Source organism: Streptomyces sp. NPDC090499, assembly GCF_044769305.1.
GTDB lineage: Bacteria > Actinomycetota > Actinomycetes > Streptomycetales > Streptomycetaceae > Streptomyces.
Map to the genome: position 1 here is coordinate 114,443 of NZ_JBIVXP010000014.1, position 20,232 is coordinate 134,674.

The 20,232-nt window shown below is 71.8% G+C and carries 17 protein-coding genes; 6 read left to right on the top strand and 11 right to left on the bottom strand.

Translation table 11 applies throughout. From position 1 onward, the window contains the following. Positions 1 to 15 precede the first annotated feature (15 nt). Entirely contained in the window at positions 16 to 1,917 is a 1,902-nt protein-coding gene (locus ACIQVL_RS37535; RefSeq protein WP_403477586.1) for a glycoside hydrolase family 97 catalytic domain-containing protein, read from the top strand. On the opposite strand, the gene ACIQVL_RS37540 is transcribed toward ACIQVL_RS37535, so the two are convergent. From ACIQVL_RS37540 to ACIQVL_RS37560, 5 genes are all read right to left on the bottom strand, one after another. After that, positions 1,908 to 2,822 (bottom strand): phytoene/squalene synthase family protein, encoded by a 915-nt coding sequence (locus ACIQVL_RS37540; protein ID WP_403425503.1) that lies wholly within the window; start codon positions 2,820 to 2,822, stop codon positions 1,908 to 1,910. The genes ACIQVL_RS37535 and ACIQVL_RS37540 overlap by 10 nt on opposite strands. A 38-nt stretch (positions 2,823 to 2,860) precedes the next feature. Then, positions 2,861 to 3,688 (bottom strand): class I SAM-dependent methyltransferase, encoded by an 828-nt coding sequence (locus ACIQVL_RS37545; protein ID WP_403477587.1) that lies wholly within the window; start codon positions 3,686 to 3,688, stop codon positions 2,861 to 2,863. A gap of 114 nt (positions 3,689 to 3,802) precedes the next feature. Then, positions 3,803 to 4,249 carry a MarR family winged helix-turn-helix transcriptional regulator gene (locus ACIQVL_RS37550; protein WP_403477588.1) on the bottom strand — a complete coding sequence of 149 codons (447 nt, stop codon included), beginning with the start codon at positions 4,247 to 4,249 and terminating at the stop codon, positions 3,803 to 3,805. Positions 4,250 to 4,314: 65 nt separating this feature from the next. Continuing rightward, positions 4,315 to 5,277 (bottom strand): alpha/beta fold hydrolase, encoded by a 963-nt coding sequence (locus ACIQVL_RS37555; RefSeq protein ID WP_403425498.1) that lies wholly within the window; start codon positions 5,275 to 5,277, stop codon positions 4,315 to 4,317. Positions 5,278 to 5,307: 30 nt separating this feature from the next. After that, positions 5,308 to 7,011, bottom strand: a complete 1,704-nt coding sequence (locus tag ACIQVL_RS37560) for an MFS transporter (protein WP_403477589.1) — start codon at positions 7,009 to 7,011, stop codon at positions 5,308 to 5,310. Positions 7,012 to 7,257: 246 nt separating this feature from the next. Here ACIQVL_RS37560 and ACIQVL_RS37565 point away from each other — a divergent pair, with 246 nt between their 5' ends. Both ACIQVL_RS37565 and ACIQVL_RS37570 read left to right on the top strand, forming a co-directional pair. Then, complete coding sequence (locus tag ACIQVL_RS37565) at positions 7,258 to 8,193, top strand: LysR family transcriptional regulator (RefSeq protein ID WP_403477590.1); 936 nt, start codon at positions 7,258 to 7,260, stop codon at positions 8,191 to 8,193. A 120-nt stretch (positions 8,194 to 8,313) separates the two neighbouring features. Beyond that, on the top strand, positions 8,314 to 9,057 hold the full coding sequence (locus ACIQVL_RS37570; RefSeq protein WP_403477591.1) for a DUF1275 family protein: 744 nt from the start codon (positions 8,314 to 8,316) through the stop codon (positions 9,055 to 9,057). A gap of 57 nt (positions 9,058 to 9,114) precedes the next feature. Here the strand turns inward: ACIQVL_RS37570 and ACIQVL_RS37575 are convergent, their stop codons facing one another. Both ACIQVL_RS37575 and ACIQVL_RS37580 read right to left on the bottom strand, forming a co-directional pair. After that, positions 9,115 to 10,575 (bottom strand): aldehyde dehydrogenase family protein, encoded by a 1,461-nt coding sequence (locus ACIQVL_RS37575; RefSeq protein WP_403477592.1) that lies wholly within the window; start codon positions 10,573 to 10,575, stop codon positions 9,115 to 9,117. A 47-nt stretch (positions 10,576 to 10,622) separates the two neighbouring features. Continuing rightward, positions 10,623 to 12,149 carry an APC family permease gene (locus ACIQVL_RS37580; protein ID WP_403477593.1) on the bottom strand — a complete coding sequence of 509 codons (1,527 nt, stop codon included), beginning with the start codon at positions 12,147 to 12,149 and terminating at the stop codon, positions 10,623 to 10,625. 148 nt (positions 12,150 to 12,297) lie between these two features. Between ACIQVL_RS37580 and ACIQVL_RS37585 the strand changes: the two genes are divergently transcribed. Beyond that, complete coding sequence (locus ACIQVL_RS37585; RefSeq protein WP_403477594.1) at positions 12,298 to 13,245, top strand: tannase/feruloyl esterase family alpha/beta hydrolase; 948 nt, start codon at positions 12,298 to 12,300, stop codon at positions 13,243 to 13,245. 70 nt (positions 13,246 to 13,315) lie between these two features. Here the strand turns inward: ACIQVL_RS37585 and ACIQVL_RS37590 are convergent, their stop codons facing one another. Continuing rightward, complete coding sequence (locus tag ACIQVL_RS37590) at positions 13,316 to 13,459, bottom strand: hypothetical protein (RefSeq protein ID WP_403477595.1); 144 nt, start codon at positions 13,457 to 13,459, stop codon at positions 13,316 to 13,318. 434 nt (positions 13,460 to 13,893) lie between these two features. Here ACIQVL_RS37590 and ACIQVL_RS37595 point away from each other — a divergent pair, with 434 nt between their 5' ends. Continuing rightward, on the top strand, positions 13,894 to 14,937 hold the full coding sequence (locus ACIQVL_RS37595; protein WP_403477596.1) for a serine hydrolase domain-containing protein: 1,044 nt from the start codon (positions 13,894 to 13,896) through the stop codon (positions 14,935 to 14,937). A 289-nt stretch (positions 14,938 to 15,226) separates the two neighbouring features. Here ACIQVL_RS37595 and ACIQVL_RS37600 read toward each other — a convergent pair whose 3' ends face one another. After that, positions 15,227 to 15,889, bottom strand: coding sequence for a Tat pathway signal sequence domain protein (locus ACIQVL_RS37600; protein ID WP_403425479.1), 663 nt, complete (start codon positions 15,887 to 15,889; stop codon positions 15,227 to 15,229). A 309-nt stretch (positions 15,890 to 16,198) separates the two neighbouring features. Here ACIQVL_RS37600 and ACIQVL_RS37605 point away from each other — a divergent pair, with 309 nt between their 5' ends. Further along, positions 16,199 to 16,942 (top strand): TetR/AcrR family transcriptional regulator, encoded by a 744-nt coding sequence (locus tag ACIQVL_RS37605; RefSeq protein WP_403425477.1) that lies wholly within the window; start codon positions 16,199 to 16,201, stop codon positions 16,940 to 16,942. 84 nt (positions 16,943 to 17,026) lie between these two features. Here ACIQVL_RS37605 and ACIQVL_RS37610 read toward each other — a convergent pair whose 3' ends face one another. Both ACIQVL_RS37610 and ACIQVL_RS37615 read right to left on the bottom strand, forming a co-directional pair. Beyond that, a complete protein-coding gene (locus ACIQVL_RS37610) occupies positions 17,027 to 18,241 on the bottom strand; it encodes an acyl-CoA dehydrogenase family protein (protein WP_403477597.1) in 1,215 nt (404 codons plus the stop codon). Positions 18,242 to 18,765: 524 nt separating this feature from the next. Continuing rightward, the gene (locus ACIQVL_RS37615; protein ID WP_403477598.1) at positions 18,766 to 20,100 is read right to left on the bottom strand and encodes an NAD-dependent succinate-semialdehyde dehydrogenase; all 1,335 of its coding nucleotides are present in this window, start codon (positions 20,098 to 20,100) and stop codon (positions 18,766 to 18,768) included. Positions 20,101 to 20,232 lie beyond the last annotated feature (132 nt).

The following is a 20,232-nucleotide window of genomic DNA, read 5'->3' on the forward strand; positions in this document are numbered from 1 at the left end:
GAAGGCAGGGTTCTCATGGCCGTTCCCCGCACCAGAACCATGGCCGCCGCGCTCTGTACCGGGCTGGCGGCCACCCTTCTCGCGACCGCGACCGGGCCCGCACGGGCCGAGCAGCCGAAGCCGCACACCTGGACCGTGACCGAGGCGGCGCACGCGCCCCGTGCCCGGATAGCCCTCGACGACACCACCGGCACCCTCAGCCTCTCGGTCTCCCGCGCCGGCCGTACGGTCATCGAGCCGTCGCCCGTCGGCATCGTCACCCAACAGGCCGACCTCTCCCAGGGGTTGCGCTTCCTGTACCGCAAGGACCGTACGGTCGAGGAGCACTACCAGGCCAGGTCCGGCAAGCGCCTGGACCGCCGGGTGCGCATGAACGAGACCCGGCTGTCCTTCGCCACCGCCGCCGGTGCCCGCCTCGACCTCGTCGTCCGCGCCGCGGCCGACGGCATCGCCTACCGCTACGTCGTGCCCGCCGGGTACGGCGACGTCCTCGGCGAGACCTCCGCGTTCAACCTGCCGGCGGACGCGGGCGCCTGGCTGAGCACCTACCGGGTCGACAACGAGGGCCAGTTCAACCAGTACACCGCCGCGACCGCGCCGACCGGCGAGTACTCGGACCAGGCCCTGTTCGCCACCGACGGCGGCTACACCCTGCTCGCCGAGTCCGACCTCACCGGCACCTACTCCGGCGCCCGGCTCGCCCACACCCGGGGCACCGGCACCTACCGCGTCAGGCTCGCCGACAGCCAGGTGCACACCGACGGGTCCCTGACCACCCCCTGGCGGGCCATGATCACCGGTGACCTCGCCACCGTCACCCGGTCCACCTTCACCGACGACCTCGCCCCCGCCTCGAAGGTCGCCGACACCTCCTGGATCCGCCCCGGCACCGTCCTGTGGACCTGGCTGGCCGGCGGCCGCACCGCGGGCCAGAGCCTCGACGCGCAGAAGGCGTACGTCGACTACGCGGCCGCGCGGCACTGGCCCTACGAGGCCGTCGACGCCGGCTGGTACTTCAAGACCGACGCGTGGGACACCACCGACCCCGACTGGCAGACCGACAGCTGGATGCCTCAACTCGTCGACTACGCAAGGGCCAAGGGCGTCGGGATCGTCGTCTGGATCCACCAGCGCGACCTCGACACCCCCGAGGAACGCGCCCAGTGGCTGCCCACGCTGGAACGCTGGGGCGTCAAGGGCGTCAAGATCGACTTCATGAACTCCGAGGCCCAGTCCATGCTCCAATGGTACGACGCCATCCTCCCGGAGACCGCCGCGCACCACCTCATGGTCGACTTCCACGGCGCCACCCTGCCCAAGGGCATCCAGCGCACCTGGCCTCAGGTGATGACCATGGAGGCCGTCGGCGGCGAGGAGAAGCGCACCAACACCGCGGCCCACCTCACCACCCTGCCCTTCACCCGCAACGTCATCGGCTCCATGGACTTCACCCCCGGCGGCTTCCAGCGCGTCGGGATGCGCCCGAACTCGGACGCGGCCGAGGTCGGTCTCACCGTCGCCTACGAGTCGGGGCTCCAGATGTTCGCGGGCACCCCCGAGTCGTACGACCAGCGGCCCCCGGCCCGGGACTTCCTCGACCAGGAGCCCGCCGCCTGGGACGACACCCGGCTGCTGGCCGGCAGTCCCGGGCAGGAGGCGGTGCTCGCCCGCCGCAGCGGGGACCGCTGGTTCCTCGGCGGGGTGTACGCCGGTGCCGCCCACACCGCCACCGTGCCCCTGACCCTCGGCCCGGGCCGATGGCTGGTGCAGACGATCCGGGACGGCGCCGACGGCCTCGTCCAGGACAGCCAAGTCCTCCGTGGCGGTGCCGAGTTGAGTATCGACGTCGTCGACAACGGCGGTTTCGCCGGGATCGCCTGCCGCTGGCACCCGGGCATCACCACCTGCTACCGCTGAGCGCGAACCGCCGCCCGGCGGGCACCGAGCAACAGCCTCAGGGTGCCCGCCGTGGACGGTGACGCCGAACCCCGCAGCACCCCCGTGCCGCGGGCCAGTACCGCCTCGGCGGTCATCAGCTCGATCTCGATGAGGGCGCTCACCATCGGCCGGTGGGCGGGCGGCATCAGACCCAGCACCTCCCGCCCCGACCGGAGATCGGTCCGGGCCGCCTCGACCTCGTGCTCCACGAGGGAACGCAGCCCGGCGGAGGCCCGGCCCGCTTCCAGGTCCTCCACCGTGACCGAGAATCGCTTCAAGGTCTCCGCCGGGATGCCCAGATGTCCCTCCCGCAGGTCCTCGGCCAGGTCGTTGACGAAGTCCAGCCGTTGGCTGCCGTCGATGAGCGTGCGGCAACCCGCCCGGAACCGCCCGTCGGTGTCGCTCTCGGGCCCGAGGAGCCCGGCGATCGGCAGGAAGGCGGGCAGTGAGTAGGCGTCCACGTAGGCCTGGTAGTCGGCCTCCGTGGCGAAGCCGTCGAACGCCAACTCGGCAGCGGCGGTGGCCAGATACGCTTCCACGGCCTCCCGGTGCCGGGGGTACGCGGTGACGGTGTGCAGCAGGGTGCGGATCAGCGGGTCGTCACTGGTGCCGGTCTCCAGCGCGGTGCGCACCCGCTCCTCCCAGGCGTCCCAGGCCGCCGCCCGCTCCGGCTTCGGGCCGGAGTCCAGGAGTGTGTCCCCGTGGTGCATCACCGCCGTCGCGGCCACCACATGGGGCAGCACGGCGGGCGGCAGCAGCACCCGGCAGGCCAGGTAGGCGCTGCGCCGGTACTGCCGCACCAGCCGACGCTGGACGCCGTAGTCCCGGCGCAGTTCCGGGTCCGTGATGCCTGCCGCGGTCAGGGTCTTGTTCCACGCGCTCACGCGATGATCGTAGAGGCCCGCTGCTCCCCGTCCCCACGTCACCCGGTCGTCGCGGTGAGGAACTGCGTCTGGATCCCGACCTGTCGGCCGGTCACGGGCAGCTCGAAGTGGTCGACGGACGTCGGCTCGGCGGCGCTTTCCACCTGCCAGCCGTGCTGCTGGAAAAGGGCCAGCCAGGCTTCGCGGTCCTTGATGGTGTGCAGGGGACCGGCGCCGCCGAACATCACGTCGTCCACCGTCGAGACGACGAGCGCGGAATCGAGGCCGGCCGGGTGCACCTCGACGGTGAGGGCCAGGGAGCTGCCCTTCGCCGCGCGGCTGGAGACGCCGGTCAGGAGGCGCTGCACGGCGGCGGGTCGCAGGAACAGGACGAGGTGTTCGCCGATGAAGAGGGTCGGCTGCCGGGCGTCGTGCCCGGCGTCGGCCAGGACCTCGGCGACGTCGTCGGCGGCGAAGTCCACCGCGGTCAGGGCGACGCCGGTGGTGTCGGTGTCCAGGTCCCGGAGACGGCGGGCCTTGTCGGCGATGACGTCCGGCAGGTCCAGGTCGAAGAACCGGACGCCGGAGTGCCTGAACCGCAGTGCGCGGTCGTCGTGGCCGGCCCCGAGGTTGACGACCTGCCGGGTTCCGGCCGCGACGGCGTCCAGCACGAGCCGGTCGAAGTACGGGGCGCGGGGCGCCAGCAGGTCCATGGACAGGGAGATGTCACTGGGCTCGCCGTCCGGGTCGACGGCCTGAAGTCCCCGGACGAGGGCACGTCCGGCGGCGGTGTCGCCCTCGGCGGTGTGCGGGCGGTCGAACTCGACACGGCCGAGCGCGCACACCTCGCGGATCATGGTCAGCGTCTGTTCCGGCCGGGTCGTCATGGCGGGTGCTCCGCTTCCTTTTCGTGCGCGCTCGTCCGGGCAGGGGCGAGCGCGGGTCGGCCGCTGCCGACGTGGTGGCACGAGGTCGTGGTGCCGGTGGCTTCGACGCGCGGATCAGGACGTGCCGAGGTGGGGCAGAGCAGCGGTGACCTTGTCGAGCAGTGCCTGGAGAGCGGCCCGCTCCGCGGCGGTGAGGGGCGCGAGGATCGACTCGTCGACGGCGAGCATCGCCTCGTGGTGTCCGGAGACGAGCTCGGTGCCCGCGTCGGTGGCGAAGACCCGCTTGCTGCGTTCGTCGCCGCCTTGGAAGCGGCGCTCGACGAGGTGACGCGCTTCGAGGCCGCGCAGGACGCCGGAGACGTTCGCGGCCGTCGTCCGCGTCGCCTGTGCGATGTCGCGCTGGATTGCTCCGGGGTGGTCGGCGAGGTAGCCGAGCACGAAAGCCTGCTGCACGGTGAGTCCCCGGGAACGGATCCACTCCTGCCCTGCCTGCGCCTGGGCCCAGTTGATCACTTTGAGCTGTTCGAGCGGGCCGGTGGAGGTGTTCCCGGGACTGTCCATGCTTCGAAGTTAATCGTTAAGGACCTAACGGTCAAGCCATTAACTGATGGGTCGTGTGCAGACGCTCAGGCGAGGGGCTTCAGGAACTCCAGGAGCGCCGCGTTCACCTCGTCCGGGCGCTCCTGCTGGGTCCAGTGCCCGCAGCCCGCCAGCCTGACCGGCTCGCGTACCAGGTTCGGCATCAACTCAGGCAGGCGGGCGATGAGTTCGGGCGTGCCGGGGAACGCCGGGACCAGGTCGCGGTCGCCGTAGACGTAGAGCGCGGGCGGGGTGACGACGGCGCCCTGCCAGGGGGCGGTCAGTTCCCAGTTGCGATCGAGGTTGCGGTACCAGTTGAGGGCACCGGTGAAGCCGTGGGAGAAACTCTCGGTGAGCGCGTCGAGGTCCGCCTCGGTGAACCACTGCGGCAGGGTCTGCGGATCCGGCATGTCCGCGAGCCAGCCGCGCTCGGGGTCGACCAGCGGCTGCCGGACCTCACCGGCCCCGGCGCCCTCCCCGGACGCCATGGTGAAGAACTTCCGCAGCGTGGTGCGCGGGTCGCGGCCGAACTCCGCGTCGGCGACCCCCGGGCGGTTGAAGTAGTTCCAGTAGAAGCGCCCGCCGAACCGCTGCTCCATGGTCCGCAGCGGCGGCTGTGCCCCGCGGAACGGCGGCGGCACGCTCAGCCCGGCCACCCCGCGCACCAGGTCGGGGCGGAACAGCGCGGTGTGCCAGGCCACCGGCGCGCCCCAGTCGTGCCCGACGACGAACGCCCGCTCCTCGCCCAGCTCCCGGACCAGCCCGACGACATCGCCGACCAGCTGGGAGATGTCGTACGCGCCGACGTCCTCGGGATGGTCACTGCTGCCGTACCCGCGCTGGTCGGGGGCGACCACGTGGAAGCCGGCCGCGGCGAGCGGGCCGAACTGGTGCTGCCAGGAGTGCCAGGACTCGGGGAAGCCGTGCAGCAGCACGACCAGCGGGCCGGAACCCTCCTCGGCGATGTGCAGCCGGATCCCGTTCACGTCGAGCATTCGATGCTGAACCATGTGCACGAGCGTACGCGCAATGATCTTCGGCTACCCGTCCTGCCCGGCTCCGGACGCGGGGGAGACGTCCGGAGCCCGCGGCGGCGGTGCGGGGGCCCGGCGGCCCCGCACCGCGGCGACGGCGGCGTCGAAGGCGTGCGTGGCCTCGGGCGTGGTGCCGGGCAGCAGGTAGGACCGGGCCTGCTCCTCGATGCGCCGGTCGGTCACGGTCTGGCGGGTGTGGTGCTGGGCGAGGTGCTCCGCCCACGACCCGACGAGGTAGTTCTCGATGAACCGGCCGGGTTCCGTGCCGTCCTCGTACAGACCCCAGGTGAGCGCCCCCGTGCGGCGCCGGGAGCGGGCGACGTTCTCCATGGCCCCGGCGAAGGCCGCCCGGTCGTCGGGGGAGACGTGGTAGACGATCGAGACGAGGACCGGCCCGTCGGCCGGTCCCGGCTCGTAGACCAGGGGCGGGACCGGCCAGTGGTCGGACGGGGACGGGTCGATCCGCGCGGCGTCGTAGAGCGGCCACAACGGCACGCTGACGGCGGTGAGCACGAGCAGCCCCGCCGCCACGAGCAGGGCGGTGCCGAGCCCCGCGCCCTGGGCCAGCGCACCCCACAGCGGGGCGGCGAGGGCCTGGCCGCCCTGGAAGACCAGCAGGTACACGGCGAGTCCACGGGCCCGCACCCAGCCGGGCAGCCGGGTCTGGGTCGCGGCGTTCAGCGTGGACAGGACCGCGATCCAGGCCACCCCGGCGGGCAGCAGCGCGACCGCGACCACCCAGGTGACGTGGACCGTGGCCAGGACAGCCAGGACCACCCCGAAGGCGACGGCACCGGCGGCCAGGACGCCGTTGGCGCCGAGCAGCTTCTGCAGCCGGGGGAGCAGGAACGCACCGCCCACCGCGCCGAACCCGACGGCGGCCAGCAGCAGGCCGTAGCCGCCGGAGCCCAGGTGGAGCGAGTCGCCGGCGACCAGCGGCAGCAGCGACCACACGGCGGCCGCACCGGGGATGAACAGCGCGGTGCGCAGCAGCACCCGCCGGACGCCTGGCGCGTTCCACACGTAACGGCGGGCCGCGTACAGGGCGGTGAAGAACCCCTCGCCCTCGGCGGCCGGGACGGACGCGCCCGCGGGACGCTTCCACAGCAGCAGCACGGCCACGATGCCCAGGTAGGACACGGCGTTGAAGGCGAACGTCCACCCCGCGCCCGCCGCCGCGACCAGCACACCGCCGACGGCCGGTCCGATGGCGCGGGCCAGGTTCATGTTGACCGCGCCCAGCGCGGAGGCCTGCCCGAGCTGGGCGCGGCCGACGAGTTCTGGCTGGATCGCCTGCCAGGCCGGGCTCATCAGGGCGGTGCCGCAGCCCAGCAGGAACGTCAGCGCGAGCAGCGCACCCGGCGTGAGCGCGCCGGTGAAGGCCAGCACCGCGAGGACCGTCGCCACCGCGCACATGGCGACCTGGGCGACGACGAGCAGCCCCCGCCGGTCGAACCGGTCGGCCAGGACCCCCGACGGCAGCGCCAGCAGGACGACGGGCAGGCTGGACGCGGTCTGCACCAGCGTGACCAATGTGGCCCCGTGGCCCAGCAGCAGCCACTGCGCGCCGACCGTCTGCATCCAGGTGCCGATGTTCGACACGAACTGCGCGATCCACAGCGCCCGGAACACCGGCAGCGCCAGCGGCGCCCAGGCCGAACCGGGGGCCGGGGAACCACTGCCGTCGCCGTCCTTCGTGGTCCCTGCCATGCCGCCGCCGCTCCCCGAGAGGTGAACACCGGGGCCGGGCGCCCCCGGCCCCCGCCTTCCCGGCTTTCCTACGCCGCTTTCTTACGCGCCGAAACCGCGCCCCCGCAAGCAGAGGGCCCCTCCAGGCTCGCCCCCTGCCCGAACGGGCAGTCCCGAGGGGCCGACCGGGCCGGCGCGCCGCCCACGCCGATGGATCTGTCAGGCACATCGATTGACGGCCATGCATCGGCAGGGAAGATTGATCCCATGGAGCTGCGGCATCTGAAGTACTTCCTGGCGGTCGCGGACACCCGCAACTTCACCCAGGCCGCCGCCCGCTGCTATGTCGCGCAGTCCGCGCTGAGCCAGCAGATCGCCCGGCTGGAGAAGGACGTGGGAGCCCCGCTCTTCCACCGCACCAGCCGGTCGGTACGGCTGACCGCCGCCGGTGAACTGCTGGAACCGCTGGCCCGGCGCATCCTGGCGGACGTCGACAACGCCCAGGCCGCGCTCGACGCGCTGGCCGGGGTGCGCCGGGGCCGGCTGCGGCTCGGCCTGGTGCAGACGATGGCCGTGTCCCTCGACATGGTCGAGGTCGCGGCCGAGTACCGCGCCCGCCACCCCGGCGTCGACCTGCGGGTGTCCAACGCGCCCAGCTCCCGGATGGCCGCCGCGGTCCTCGCCGGCACTCTCGACGTCGCGGTGGTCAGCATGGCCGCCCGGGAGGTGCCGGAGGGCTTGGACCACCGGGTGCTCGGCAGCGCCCCGCTGGTCGCCCTCGTACCCCGGGAACACGCCCTCGCCGACCGGGAGGCCATCGACCTCGCCGACCTGCCGGACAGCCACCCGCTCATCCAGTTCTCCCGCGGCAGCGGCCTGCGCCGGCAGGTCGAGGCGGCGTTCGCGCGGGCCGGCGTCGAGGCGGGCCAGGACTTCGAGGTCGGCCAGATCCACGACATGATCAGGCTCGCCGTACGCGGGGTGGGGGTGACCGTCGTACCCCGCTCCTCCGTCGTCGGGCCCGACTCCCTGCTGGGGCTCGGCACCGCCGCCGAACTGCCCCGCGGCGCCCGGATGCTGCGCCTCCTGGACGACCAGGCCGTGCACCACATCTGCGTGGTCTACGACGGCACCCGCCTGGCGCCGGCGGGCGCGGTCTTCCTCGACGTCCTCGACCGGCACGGAGCCGGTCGATCGGCATGAGCGATCGCTGCATCCGGATCCATATGTTGGACGGCACGACCGGGGCGGCCGGACGCTGGTGGTGACGCACGCCACCGGGCGTGTCCCCGTTCCCGACCCGAATGGACCACCATGTCGATCATGGATGCGGTCCGGCCCGTAGTCCGAGACGTGCGGGCCGCCATACGGCCCGACCCGGCCGACCGGCACGGTCCCCTGCCCCCGGTGATGCTCGCCCTCACCGTGGTCACCGGACTCGTGGACGCCTTCGGCTACCTGGCTCTCGGCCATGTCTTCGTCGCCGACATGACCGGCAACGTCGTCTTCTCCGGCTTCGCGCTCGCGGGCGCCGCCGGTTTCTCCCTGGCCGCCACGCTGGCCGCGGCGGCCGCCTTCGGGGCGGGCGCCCTGCTGGGCGGCCGGATCGCCCACGGGTGCCGGGCGCACCGCGGCCGCGTCCTGCACGTGGCGCTCGTCCTGGAGACGGTCCTGGTCCTGGCGGCCTACGCCGTGGCCCGCTACCACGCCCCGCTGGGCGCGGACGGGGCCCGGTACCCGCTGATCGCACTGCTCGGCCTCGCCCTGGGCATCCAGAACGCGACGGCCCGCGCCCTCGCCGTACCGGACCTGACCACGACCGTCCTGACCATGACCATCACCGGCATCGCGGCCGACAGCAGGGCCGCCGGTGGCCCCGGAGGCAGGACGGGCCGCCGCGCCCTGCCGATCCTGGCGATGTTCGCCGGAGCCCTCGCCGGCGCCTCCGCGGTCCGCTTCGGCGACCCGTCCCTGCCGCTGCTGCTCGCCACCCTGCTCCTGGCCGGCTGCACCCTGACCGCGTTCACCCTGACCCGCTCGGACGAGAGCTGGACCGACCCGCTGTGACCCCGGCCCGCAGCCGGGCCCCTTGGGTGAGAACGCGGCCCACAGCGGGCGCGGCGTTCAGAACGGGAAGTGCGCCTGCTGGGTCGCGAGGGTCACCCAGCGGGTGTTGGAGAACGCCTCGACGCCCCACCGGCCGCCGAACCGGCCGTACCCGGAGGCCTTGACCCCGCCGAAGGGGGCGTGCGGCTCGTCGGCCACGGACTGGTCGTTGATGTGGACGATCCCGGTACGGATCCGGCGTGCGACCGCCAGCCCGTGCGTCGCGTTCTCGGTGATGATTCCGCAGGTCAGACCGTTGTCCGTGTCGTTGGCTAGAGCGATCGCGGCGGCGTCGTCGGCGAACGCCTCGACGACGCCGAGCGGCCCGAAGGCCTCCGCGTAGTACAGCTCGGCGTCCTTGGGGACGTCGGCCAGGACGGTCGCCGGATGCACCGCGCCCTCCGGCCGGCCGCCCCCGGTGAGCACGGTGGCACCCCTGCCGACGGCGTCCGCCACCAGCCCGGCAACCCGCTCCGCGGCGGAGGCGGTGACCAGCGGGCCCACCACGGTGTGCGGGTCGGCCGGATCGCCGGCCGGGAGCGCGGCGACCTTGGCGCTGAGCTTGCGGGTGAACTCCTCGGCGAGGGACTCGTGGACGAGGATGCGGTCGCCCGACATGCAGATCTGCCCGGAGTTCATGAACATGCTGAAGGCGACGGCGTCCACCGCGTAGTCCACGTCGGCGTCCGCGAGGACGAGCACCGCGTTCTTCCCGCCCAGTTCCAGCACCGCCGGCTTGAGGTGCCGGGCCGCGTGGGTGCCGATGATCCGGCCGACGCCGGTGGAGCCGGTGAAGTTCACCGCCCGCACCCGCGGGTCGGCGATCAGCGCCTCCGCGATCTCGGCCGCGTCCTCACGGGCGTTGGTGACCACGTTCAGCACACCGTCGGGCAGCCCGGCCTCGCGGAGCACGTCCGCGACGAGCAGCCCGCAGGCGATCGGCGCGTCCTCGCTGGGCTTGACGACGACCGTGTTGCCGGCGGCGAGCGGCGCCGCGACCGCCCGGACGCCGAGGATGACCGGAGCGTTCCACGGCGCGAACGCCGCCACCACCCCGAGCGGCTCCCGTACCGCGAGGCCCAGGGTGCCCGCCTCCTGGGCGCTCAGCACCTCACCCCGCGGCGCGGTGATCGCGGCCCCCGCCTCGCGCAGGATGTTCGCGGCGAGCCCCACGTTGAAGCCGGCCCACGGCCGGGTGCCGCCGACCTCCTGGGCCATCAGGTCGGCGACCTGCTCCGCGCGTGACTCCAGCAGGTCGGCGGCCTTCAGGAAGATCGCGCGGCGGGCGAAGGGGGCGAGCGCGGCCCAGTCCTCGAAGGCCGCGTCGGCGGCGTCCACGGCCCGGGTCACGTCCTCGGGCCCGGCCGCGGCGACCGTGGCGTAGACCTCGCCGGTGTAGGGGGCGATGTCCTCGGTGGTGCGGCCGGACAGGGCGGGGACGTCCTTGCCGCCGATCAGCAGTTCGCGAATGAGGGGCATGGGCGCAACCGTAGGCACCGCATGTTTATGGTTCAAGCATTCGCGCTCTACTTTTCGGCGGCCGCCACCCGGGTCGGCCGGCCCAGCGCCCAGAACAGGACCCCCAGGAGCATGAAGCCGACGAGCGGGATCAGCTCCGTCAGCAGGTACTTCCCGCGCTCGGCATGGGTCCAGCCGTCCGGCGCGTAGTCGGCGCCGAACCAGTGGTCGCCGGCCCCGGGCGCCACCAGCTGCACGCTGGCGAAGAGGATCAGCAGGGTGAGGACCGTGCTGATGACCCAGGGGAGGGGAGCCCGGTACGGGCGGGGCGTGTCCGGGTACTTGCGGCGCAGGAACGGCAGCGCCGGGAAGATGCCCAGGTAGCTGACGAGGGTCGTCGACACGGCGAGGCCGAGGACCGCGCCGAAGAGCTTGGCCCCGCTGCCGCCCGTCAGCTGGTGGGCCAGGATCAGGACGCCGGTGGAGACCAGGCCGCTGAGGATGTTCACCCGGACCGGGGTGCCGAACCGGCTGGAGATCACGCCGAGGAAGCGGGGCGCGGCGCCGTCGTAGCCGGAGACGGCCAGGGCGCGGTCCGAGCCCATGATCCAGGTGACGCCGGAGGACAGCACCGTGAGGATGAACATGATCGCGGCCAGGTCGCCGAGCACGGTGCCGAACCCGCTGAGCGTGGGCGTGCCGTCGGCGGCGACGTGCCCGCCGTACACCGTGAAGACCTGCCGGATCGCGTCGACGAACCCGCCGAGGCCGGTGATCGCCTTCACCGGCAGGACGAGCAGGATGCCGAGGATCGGCAGCGCGTAGAGGAGGACGGAGAGGACGGCGCTGCGGAAGATGCCGTAGGGGACGTCCTTCTGCGCGTCCGTCATCTCGTCGCCCGCCGTGTTGGGCAGCTCGAAACCGACGTAGTTGAACATCAGGACCGGTACCAGGCCGACGAATCCGGCGTAGGTCGGCGAGAAGTCGCCGATGCCGAAGCCGTGCAGACCGTGCCGGATCCCGTACACCACGACCGTGACCGTGAACAGGCCGAGCAGCACGAACCGGCTCCAGGCGCCGATGGTCGGGATCCATTTGCCGACGTCGAAGGAGAGGATCGCGGCGAGCACGCCCACCCAGACGAAGACGAGGGTGAAGACGTAGAAGGCGGGCGTGCTCAGGTCCTTCCCGCCGTTGAAGAAGGTGGTGTACGCCGTGACGGCGGAGACGGCGAGGGTGCCGCCCAGCCACACCGGGTTGGTGATCCAGTACAGGAAGTTGTTGACGGCACCGGCCAGCCGCCCGAAGGCCCGGCTGGTCCAGATGTAGGGGCCGCCCTCGTCGGGGAACGCCGCCCCGAGCTCGGCGATCAGCAGCGCGGACGGCACGAAGAACACCACGGCCAGCACGATCAGCCAGGTGAACGCCTCGGCACCGGACGAGGCCACGGCACCGATGGTGTCCACCCCGACGATGGTGCACAGCAGGAAGAACAGGATGTCGAAGCGGCCGAAGTGCTTGCGCAGCTTCTGCCGTTCCGCCTGGGCAGCGGCCGGCGCGTCGACCGGTTCGGGTGCGATGGGGGCAGCGGTCACCGGTAGCTCCAGCGTGCTCGGGAGGGGCGCGATTCGGCCATGGTCCACGGCACCGCACAACCGCACAAGCGCTCGGACCCAACTCGTGACCATCGCTTCCGGCACTCACAGCCGCCGGAAATCTCCCGGAAACCGAGGTCCGCTGCTTGTGTTCGTTTTGCGACTGTCGCGACGGGGCCGGCGGTGCGATGCACCGGCCGACGGCATCATCGCCGACCCGCTGGCCTGCACCTGGGACCCGGCGAGCATCCAGTGCAAGGTAGGCCAGACCTCGACGTCCGACAACTACTGCCTGACCGCCGACCAGGTCACCACACTGCGCCGCATCTACTCCGGCCCGACCGACGAGCACGGTCGACTCCTCTATCCGGGCTACCAGTTGCGCGGCTCGGAACTGAACTGGGCCGGCATCATCGTGCCCACGACGGCGACCGGCACCACCGGTGACCAGAACTTCGTGCGCGAAACCCTGCGCTACCAGATCTTCGACAGCCCGCAGCCGGCCCTCACCTACAAGGACATCAAGTTCACGGCCGCCTACTACAGGAAGGTCATGGAGCTGGGCGCGGGCATCTACGACGCCACGGACCCCGACCTCAGCGCCTTCAAGAAGGCCGGCGGCAAGCTGATCCTCTGGCACGGCCTGGGCGACCAGCACATCCCGGCGGTCGGAACGATGGCCTACTACAAGGCGGTTGAGAAAGCCATGGGCGGCGAGGCGGCCACCACCGACTTCGCCCGGCTGTTCCTGCTCCCCGGCGTCGCCCACTGCGGCGGCGGCCAGGGTCCGGACAAGCTGGACGCGCTGACCGCGATCACCGACTGGGTCACCCAGGGCAAGGCCCCGGCGAGCCTGCTGACTTCGACGGTCGACAGCACCGGCAAGGTCACCTCGTCCCGGCCCACGTACCCCTTCCCGGCCATCGCCGAGAACACCACGGGCGGCTCGGCCGACGACCCCTCCAGCTACACCTCGGTCGAGTCCACGGCCGAGGCGAACCTGACCCTGGACTGGCTCGGCTCCTTCCGCTCCGGCTACGAGCAGGTCGGCAACTGGATCCACGGCAAGTGGGTGATCAGCAAGGGGAAGGCCTGACCCTGCTGGTCGGCCCGGCCCCAGGACGACGGATCAGCACGGGACATCGCCCCGCGCGGCTACCCACGGATCACCCCAACAGCGTCACCGTCCACGACGTCGTGATCGAACGTGGCACGCCGTGGACGGTGACGCGGTTCGTCCGCGGCCGCTCGCCGGCCGCACCTCGCGTGACCTCGGTGCGGAACTGGACCTTGTAGAACGTCCCGCTCATTTCACCGACTCCACCCAGGGAAACACGATTGAGTAACTGATACTCATCTTCCTCACCCCGGCTTCGGCTACCCTCCGAAGGATTTCCAGGTCCGTGCAGGGGCCTCCGGAGCCGGCTTCGCCCGACGGCCGGGCGACAACTCGCCGGGCGGAGTGCCGTGTTCTCCTCCCCGTACGCCGATCGTGCCCGACGGTCTTCCCGGATTCTCGAAGGAGCATGAATTGCGTGTGAATGAGCGTGTTCGGCGCCGCCCGCGACTGACGGGGTTTCGCGCAGTAGCAGCAGTTGCGGTGGCCGCGGCCCTCGTCGTGCCCCTCGCTGCGACCCCGTCGAGTGCGCACACGATCCACGTGGGGGCGGCGGTCCGACAGGACGGCACTGCCACGACACGCGGCCACCTGCGTGAGTTGGCGAGGAAGCTGGTGGAAGAAGGGGTGCCTGGGGTGATCGTGCGGGTGGACGACGGTCATGGCAGGCCCATCGAGATCTCCGAGCAGGCCGCCTGGACGAAGAAGGACCATCGGCTCAGGGCGGACGACGAGGTGCGAGAGGCGTCCAACACCAAGACGGTGATGGCCACCCTCGTCCTGCAACTGGTCGCCGAGCACAGACTCGCCCTCACCGACCCGGTCGACAAGTGGCTGCCCGGCCAGGTGCGCAACGGCCAGGCGATCACCCTGCGCATGCTGCTGAACCACACCAGCGGGTTGTTCGACTACACCGAGGACCCCGCCCTCGCACCGGCCCTCACCGGCCGGGACTCCCATGTATGGACGTCGACGGAAATCCTGAGCCTGGTGAGCAGACACCCGGCACTGTTCGAGCCCGGCACCGAGTGGTCGTACAGCAACACCAACTACATCGCGATCGGCGCCGTCCTGGAGAAAGCCACCGGCAAAAGCCTTGCCGCGCTGGTACGGGACCGGATCGCCGGACCCCTGGGGCTCCGGCACACCTTCTACGCCACCGGCTCCGCCTGGCACGACCGGCACGCGCACGGCTACGAACCGGACGCCGCCCACATGCCGCCGGACGTCCCCGAGGAGTTCAGGAACTACGCCGGACCGCAGCACGACGAACACGTGGACGTCACCGGCGACTACGTCACGGCCGACGGAGCGGATGCCGCGATCGTGTCCACCGCCGGTGACTGGTCCCGTTTCTACGGCGCGCTGATGTCGGGCCGCCTGCTGCCCGCCGCCCAACTGGCCGAGATGCGCACCACGGTGCCGGAGGACGGGTCGGGGGACCCGGACGAGCTCGCCTACGGTTTGGGCATCGAGACGGCGAAGACCTCCTGTGGCACGGTCTGGGACCACGTCGGCGTCGTCCCGGGTTATGCGACCTACAACGTCACCGACTCCACCGGCCGTCGCACGGCCGCATTCTTCTTCGCCACGTCCACTCTCCCCACCAAGCAGGCGCACCAGACCGGCGCGGCCCTGATGGACGCGATCAACTGCGCCATGTTCGACTGACCTGCGCATCTCCGTGGAGAGACGGGCTGTCGACCAAGGCCTTCGTCATCGAGGGTGCGGCGGTGGTCGGTCTCCGACGTTCGACAAGTCCGACTGCAGCGGGCGCCACGCCGTCGACTGCGGCAGCAACCGCCTCAAGCGCAACCGGGCGGTGGCCACCAGGTACGACAGGATTGCCGTGCAGTCGAACGGGTGGGCGAGGTTCGCGTGCCGGAGGTCCGGCCGGCCGTCACAGGGGCGGCGGGCCGGACCTCCGGACGGAGCGTCGGTCCCTTCTGCCGGCCGGCGGTCAGTTGGTGTACACGGCCGGGGAGCCGCTGACGCTGCTGTCGACGACCGGCGCGTAGGCGGCCGTGAAGTATCCGCTCGCCGCGCACAGGGACGAACCGGACGCCTTGGTGAAGGCCTGGTTGGTGAAGGTCAGGCTGTTGGCGGTGTTGGAGCTCACCGCGGAGAGACCGGACGCCCGGTAGACACAGTTGACGGTGCCCAGCAGGGTCGAGAGGACCACCGTGGTCTGGATGGTGCTGCCCGAGGCCGGGGTCACGGTCACGGCGCCGCCGGAGGCGGCGGACGTGGTGTAGGGCAGGTTGTTGACGGTGACGCTCTGCACGCCGGTGACGCCGAAGACGTTGCTGGAGCAGCCGCTGAAGGTCTGGGAGGTCGCGGACTCGGTCGCGGTGCCCGGGGCGGCGGGGTTCGACGTCACCGTGGCGGACAGGGACGAGCCGGTGCAGGTGATGCCGGTGGAGCCACCGCTGGCCGTGGCGAGGGTGGCCTTGGTGCCGCTCGCCAGTGACGCGGTGAGTACGTCGCCCACGGAGACCGCGTTGCCGCCGGCGCTCCCGTAGGTGAGCACGGAGCCGGCCGCCGACACCGAGGCGGCCGGAAGGAGGGTCAGGGCGGACAGAGCGGCGGTGACGGCTAAGGCGGAGACACCGATTCTGCGCATGCGGGAGTCCTCTTTCGGGCGTGCGGGTGGTATGACGAAGGGGCGCCCGTCCCGGACATGGCGAAGGACGGGTGGCCCGGGCATGGCGGTCCCGGGTGGCGGACTGCCGGACCGGTGCGCGTTGCTGATGGCTGACCCGGCGTCAGGGACGCCGGTGCACTTGTTGGCGCCTTGCGGGTGCGTGACACTGACGGCTCCAGCAGGTCGTCCACCGCAGGTCCGCGTGAGAAGAAAACCTGTGAAGGTTGTAAACCTGACGAGTATTCAACGTCAAGGCATGACACGTGACGTCGTGAGAAGGGGCCTGGGATGGCAGCAGGTTCGCCGGTGCCGCCTCCGCTGGTGTTGCCCGGTACCCGCAGGGGGCGCGACCCGGAGCGCTCGCTGCGGCGGGGTCCGCGCCGTACCTCGCCGGAGGCGGTCGCCGCCAACCAACGGGACCGGCTGCTCGACGGGTTCGTCCGCACCGTCGCCCAGGTCGGCTACGCCGGCACCCGGGTCAGTGACATCTGCCAGGCCGCCGGCGTGACCAGACCGGTCTTCTACGAGCTCTTCAAGGGGAAGGAGGACGCCTTCCTCGCCGCTCACCATCACGGCACCTCCCTGGTTTTCGCCGCGATGGAGGAAGCCCGTGCCCAGGCCCGCGACTGGCCGGGGCAGGTGCGCGCCGGCCTCGGCGCGCTGCTGGTGATCCTCGCCGAGGCACCCGCGTTCGCGGCGATGGCGATCGTCGAGATCGACGCGGTGGGCCCTGCCGGACGAGAGGCCCGCGAACACCTGCTGACCCGCTTCCGGGACTGGTTCACCGACCTGCCCGTCCTGGAACTCCCCGTTTCTGAGGAGGAGTTGGTCGACACGGTGGTCGGCGGTGTGTACTCCGCGATATACCGACGCATAGCCACCGGCCGGACCGCTGAACTGCCCGCACTGCTGCCGGGCCTGGCCTTCTCCGTGCTCGCTCCGTTCCTGGGCCCGGAACGTGCCGCCGCCTGCCTGGCCGCCCCGCCCCCTGCCGCGGGCCCCCTGCCGTCCTGCCTGAACCCGGAGCCCTGAGCCGACCACACCCACGGCGACCGGGACGCCGACGCGGCCCGTGCCCGGACAGCCGGCACCGGTAGGCGCCGGAGGAACGCGGCACTAGAGGAACGGCGTCCCGGCGTCGAGCCCTGACAGCACCCTGCCGTACAACTCCAGGTTGGCGGCGGGATTGACGAACGAATGCAGGTTCAGGGCGTTGAGGTCCCGCACGATCCGCTGGATCGGCACCTCCCGGTGCAGGGAAGAGGCACCCGAAGCGGACCCGACCAGATCCGCGGCCTCCTTGCACAACCGCGCCAGATATCCGCACTGCGCCCTGATCCGGGACCGCTCCTGGGCCGTGTAGGGCTCTCCGCCGGTCACCCGGGATTCGATCAGCCCCACGAAGTCGGCGGCGAGCAGTTCCGCGGCGGAGACCTTCATCGCGGCCTCGGCGAACTGGAGATGCGTCACCGGGGCCTCGTGCTGGCGCTCGTAGAAGGTGTACGTGATCCCGCGCTGATGGATGCGGTCGCCGAACTCCGCCAGAGCCGCCCGTGCCAGACCGAGGGCGTTCGCGGCCGTCCAGGCGCAGAACAGCATCAGCACCGGCATGTGGTAGAAGGGGTCGGCGCCCGCGCGCCGCGACGGAAACGCGCCCGCCAGCAACGGCCCGACCGGCAGTACGCGATGGGCGGGTACGTGAACCTCCTGGGCCACGACGGTGTTGCTGCCGCTTCCGGCCAGGCCGGAGACGTTCCAGTCGTCCAGGACCTTGAGATCGGTCATGGGGACCGCCAGCCACAGCATCTCCGGCGGCCCCTGTCCGGTGTCGGCCGACGCGGTCAGCAGATGCCACTCGGCGTCCTGACAGCCGGTCGCGAAGGGTGAGTTCCCGCTCACCACATAACCGCCGTCCACCGCAACGGCCTTCGAGCCGGGGATGAGCGTGCCACCCACCCGCACATCGGGATGGGTGAAGATCTCGTCCTGTGCCTGGTCGGGGAACAGGGCCGCGATGAACGCGCACCCGGCCTGGATCAACGCCATGAACCCGGCCGACCCGCACGCGGCGGAGACCTCGCTCAGCGCGTCGACCTGCGTGCGCAGCGAGCTCTGGTAACCCCCATGGCGGCGGGGGACGTTCATACGGTGTATCCCGGCGCCCGCGAGAGCCTCGACGACCTCCTCGGTGACTCGCCCTTGCTGCTCCGCGCGCAAGGCGTGCGAGCGGATGAGGGGTTGGAGCGCGCGTACGCGTTCGACGAGATCGGTGTCCGAGCGAGGTGCTGACGAACCGGCCAAGTGACGACCTCCGCTCTCGGGGCCCAACACGAACCCTCACCGTCGCGCCGATCCCGCCCACTGTCAACGCACCGTCGCAGCAACGAAGTTGAGCCGAACCGCAGCCCCGCGACACCGCGAGCTGCCGCCGACCGCCAAGGCGCAGGAACCCGTCACGAACACGGAACGCCTGCTGCGCACATGCGGCGTCGGCTGCGGCCTGGAACACCGCAGCCACGGGTACGTGGCGAAGCGACGGCGCGCGGGCATCGGGGAGATCGCGCGGTGCGGATGTCCGAAGCCTGGGGGCCTTGCCGACCTGGTGCCGGCAGGCCCGCCGCACGACGGCATCCCGGAGTGGACGGACCGGGCGTCGCGGTCGTCGAACGATCGGGAGGCGCCGCCGGTCGCCGCGAGTGAGCGACGGAGAACGTTCAGCCACCTCGGAGGCCCCCGGCTCGTGCGCCCCGGCTCCGCGTCAGGCGCGGGTCGGAGACGTCCGCGAAGAGGCGGCGCGGGCCCCGCGCGAGGTGCCGTCCGGCACCGCCCGGGGCCCCGCTGATCGGCCGTGCCGTTCAGGCCACCGTGCGGATCAGCTTCTTGTTGGTGAACTCCTCGATGCCGAGGCGGCCGAGTTCCCGGCCGAAGCCGGAGCGCTTGACCCCGCCGAAGGGCAGCTCGGCGCCTTCCGCGCCGACGCCGTTGACGAAGACCATGCCGGCCTCGATGCGGTCGGCGACCCGTGTGGCCTGCTCGGGGTCGGTGGTGAAGACGTAGGAGCCGAGGCCGTAGGGGGTGTCGTTGGCGATCCGGACGGCGTCGTTCTCGTCGGCGGCCGGAAAGACCATGGCGACGGGTCCGAACAGTTCCTGGCGGGCCGCCGTGTGCTCGGTGGTCAGGCCGGTGAGGACGCCCGCCGGGAAGTAGGCGCCCTGCCGCTCGCCGGAGCCGTGGAGGGTGGCGCCCTCCGCCACCGCCTGGCCGACCTGCCGGGCGAGGGTCTCGGCGGCGGCTGCCGAGGAGAGCGGGGCCCCGGTGGCGGAGTCGAGGAGCCGGGCCGTGAACTTCTCCACGAACGCGTCGTACAGGTCCGCCACGACCACGAACCGTTTGGCGGCGTTGCAGGCCTGGCCGGTGTTGTCGAGGCGGGCGGCGACCGCGGCCTCGACGACGGTGTCCAGGTCGTCGGTGGACAGCACCACGAACGGGTCCGAGCCGCCGAGCTCCAGGACAACCTTCTTCAGGTGCCGGCCGGCGATCTCGGCGACGGCGGCCCCGGCCCGCTCGGAGCCGGTGAGCGAGACGCCGTGCACGCGGGGGTCGGCGATCATGTCGGCGATCTGCTCGTTGGTGGCGTACACGTTGACGTACGCGCCCGTCGGGAAGCCGGCCTCGGCGAACAGCCGCTCCAGCAGCGCCGCCGTGGCGGGACACTGCGGGGCGTGCTTGAGGACGATGGTGTTGCCCACGGCCAGGTTGGGGGCCGCGAACCGGGCGACCTGGTAGGCCGGGAAGTTCCACGGCATGATGCCGAGCAGGACGCCGACGGGACCACGCCGGACGACGGCGGTGCCGGGGCCGGAGGTGACGTCGAGAACCTCGTCGGCGAGGAACTCCTCGGCGTGGTCGGCGTAGTAGTGGTAGATGTCGACGCAGAAGCCGACCTCGCCCTCCGCCTCGGCGAGCGGCTTGCCCATCTCCCGCACGATGCTCGCGGCGAGTTCGGCACCGTGCTCGGCGTGCAGGTCGCCCAGGCGGCGCAGCAGCGCGGCGCGTTCGGCCACGGAGCTGGACCGGCCCCAGGCGCCGGCGGCGTGCGCGGCATCGAGGGCCGCGGCGATCTCGGCGTCGGTGGCGGTCGGGTAGGTCTCGACGATCTCGCCGGTGGCCGGGTCGGTGACGGCGTACATGGTGCCTCCAAGTGGCAGGGGGATGGGGGGGGAAGGAAGCTGGTCAGGGTTGGAGGACGGTCCGCAACCCGGCGGAGGACCTGAGGTCGTCGAACGCCTGGGCGGCCTCGCTCAACGGGAGGGTTCGGCCGA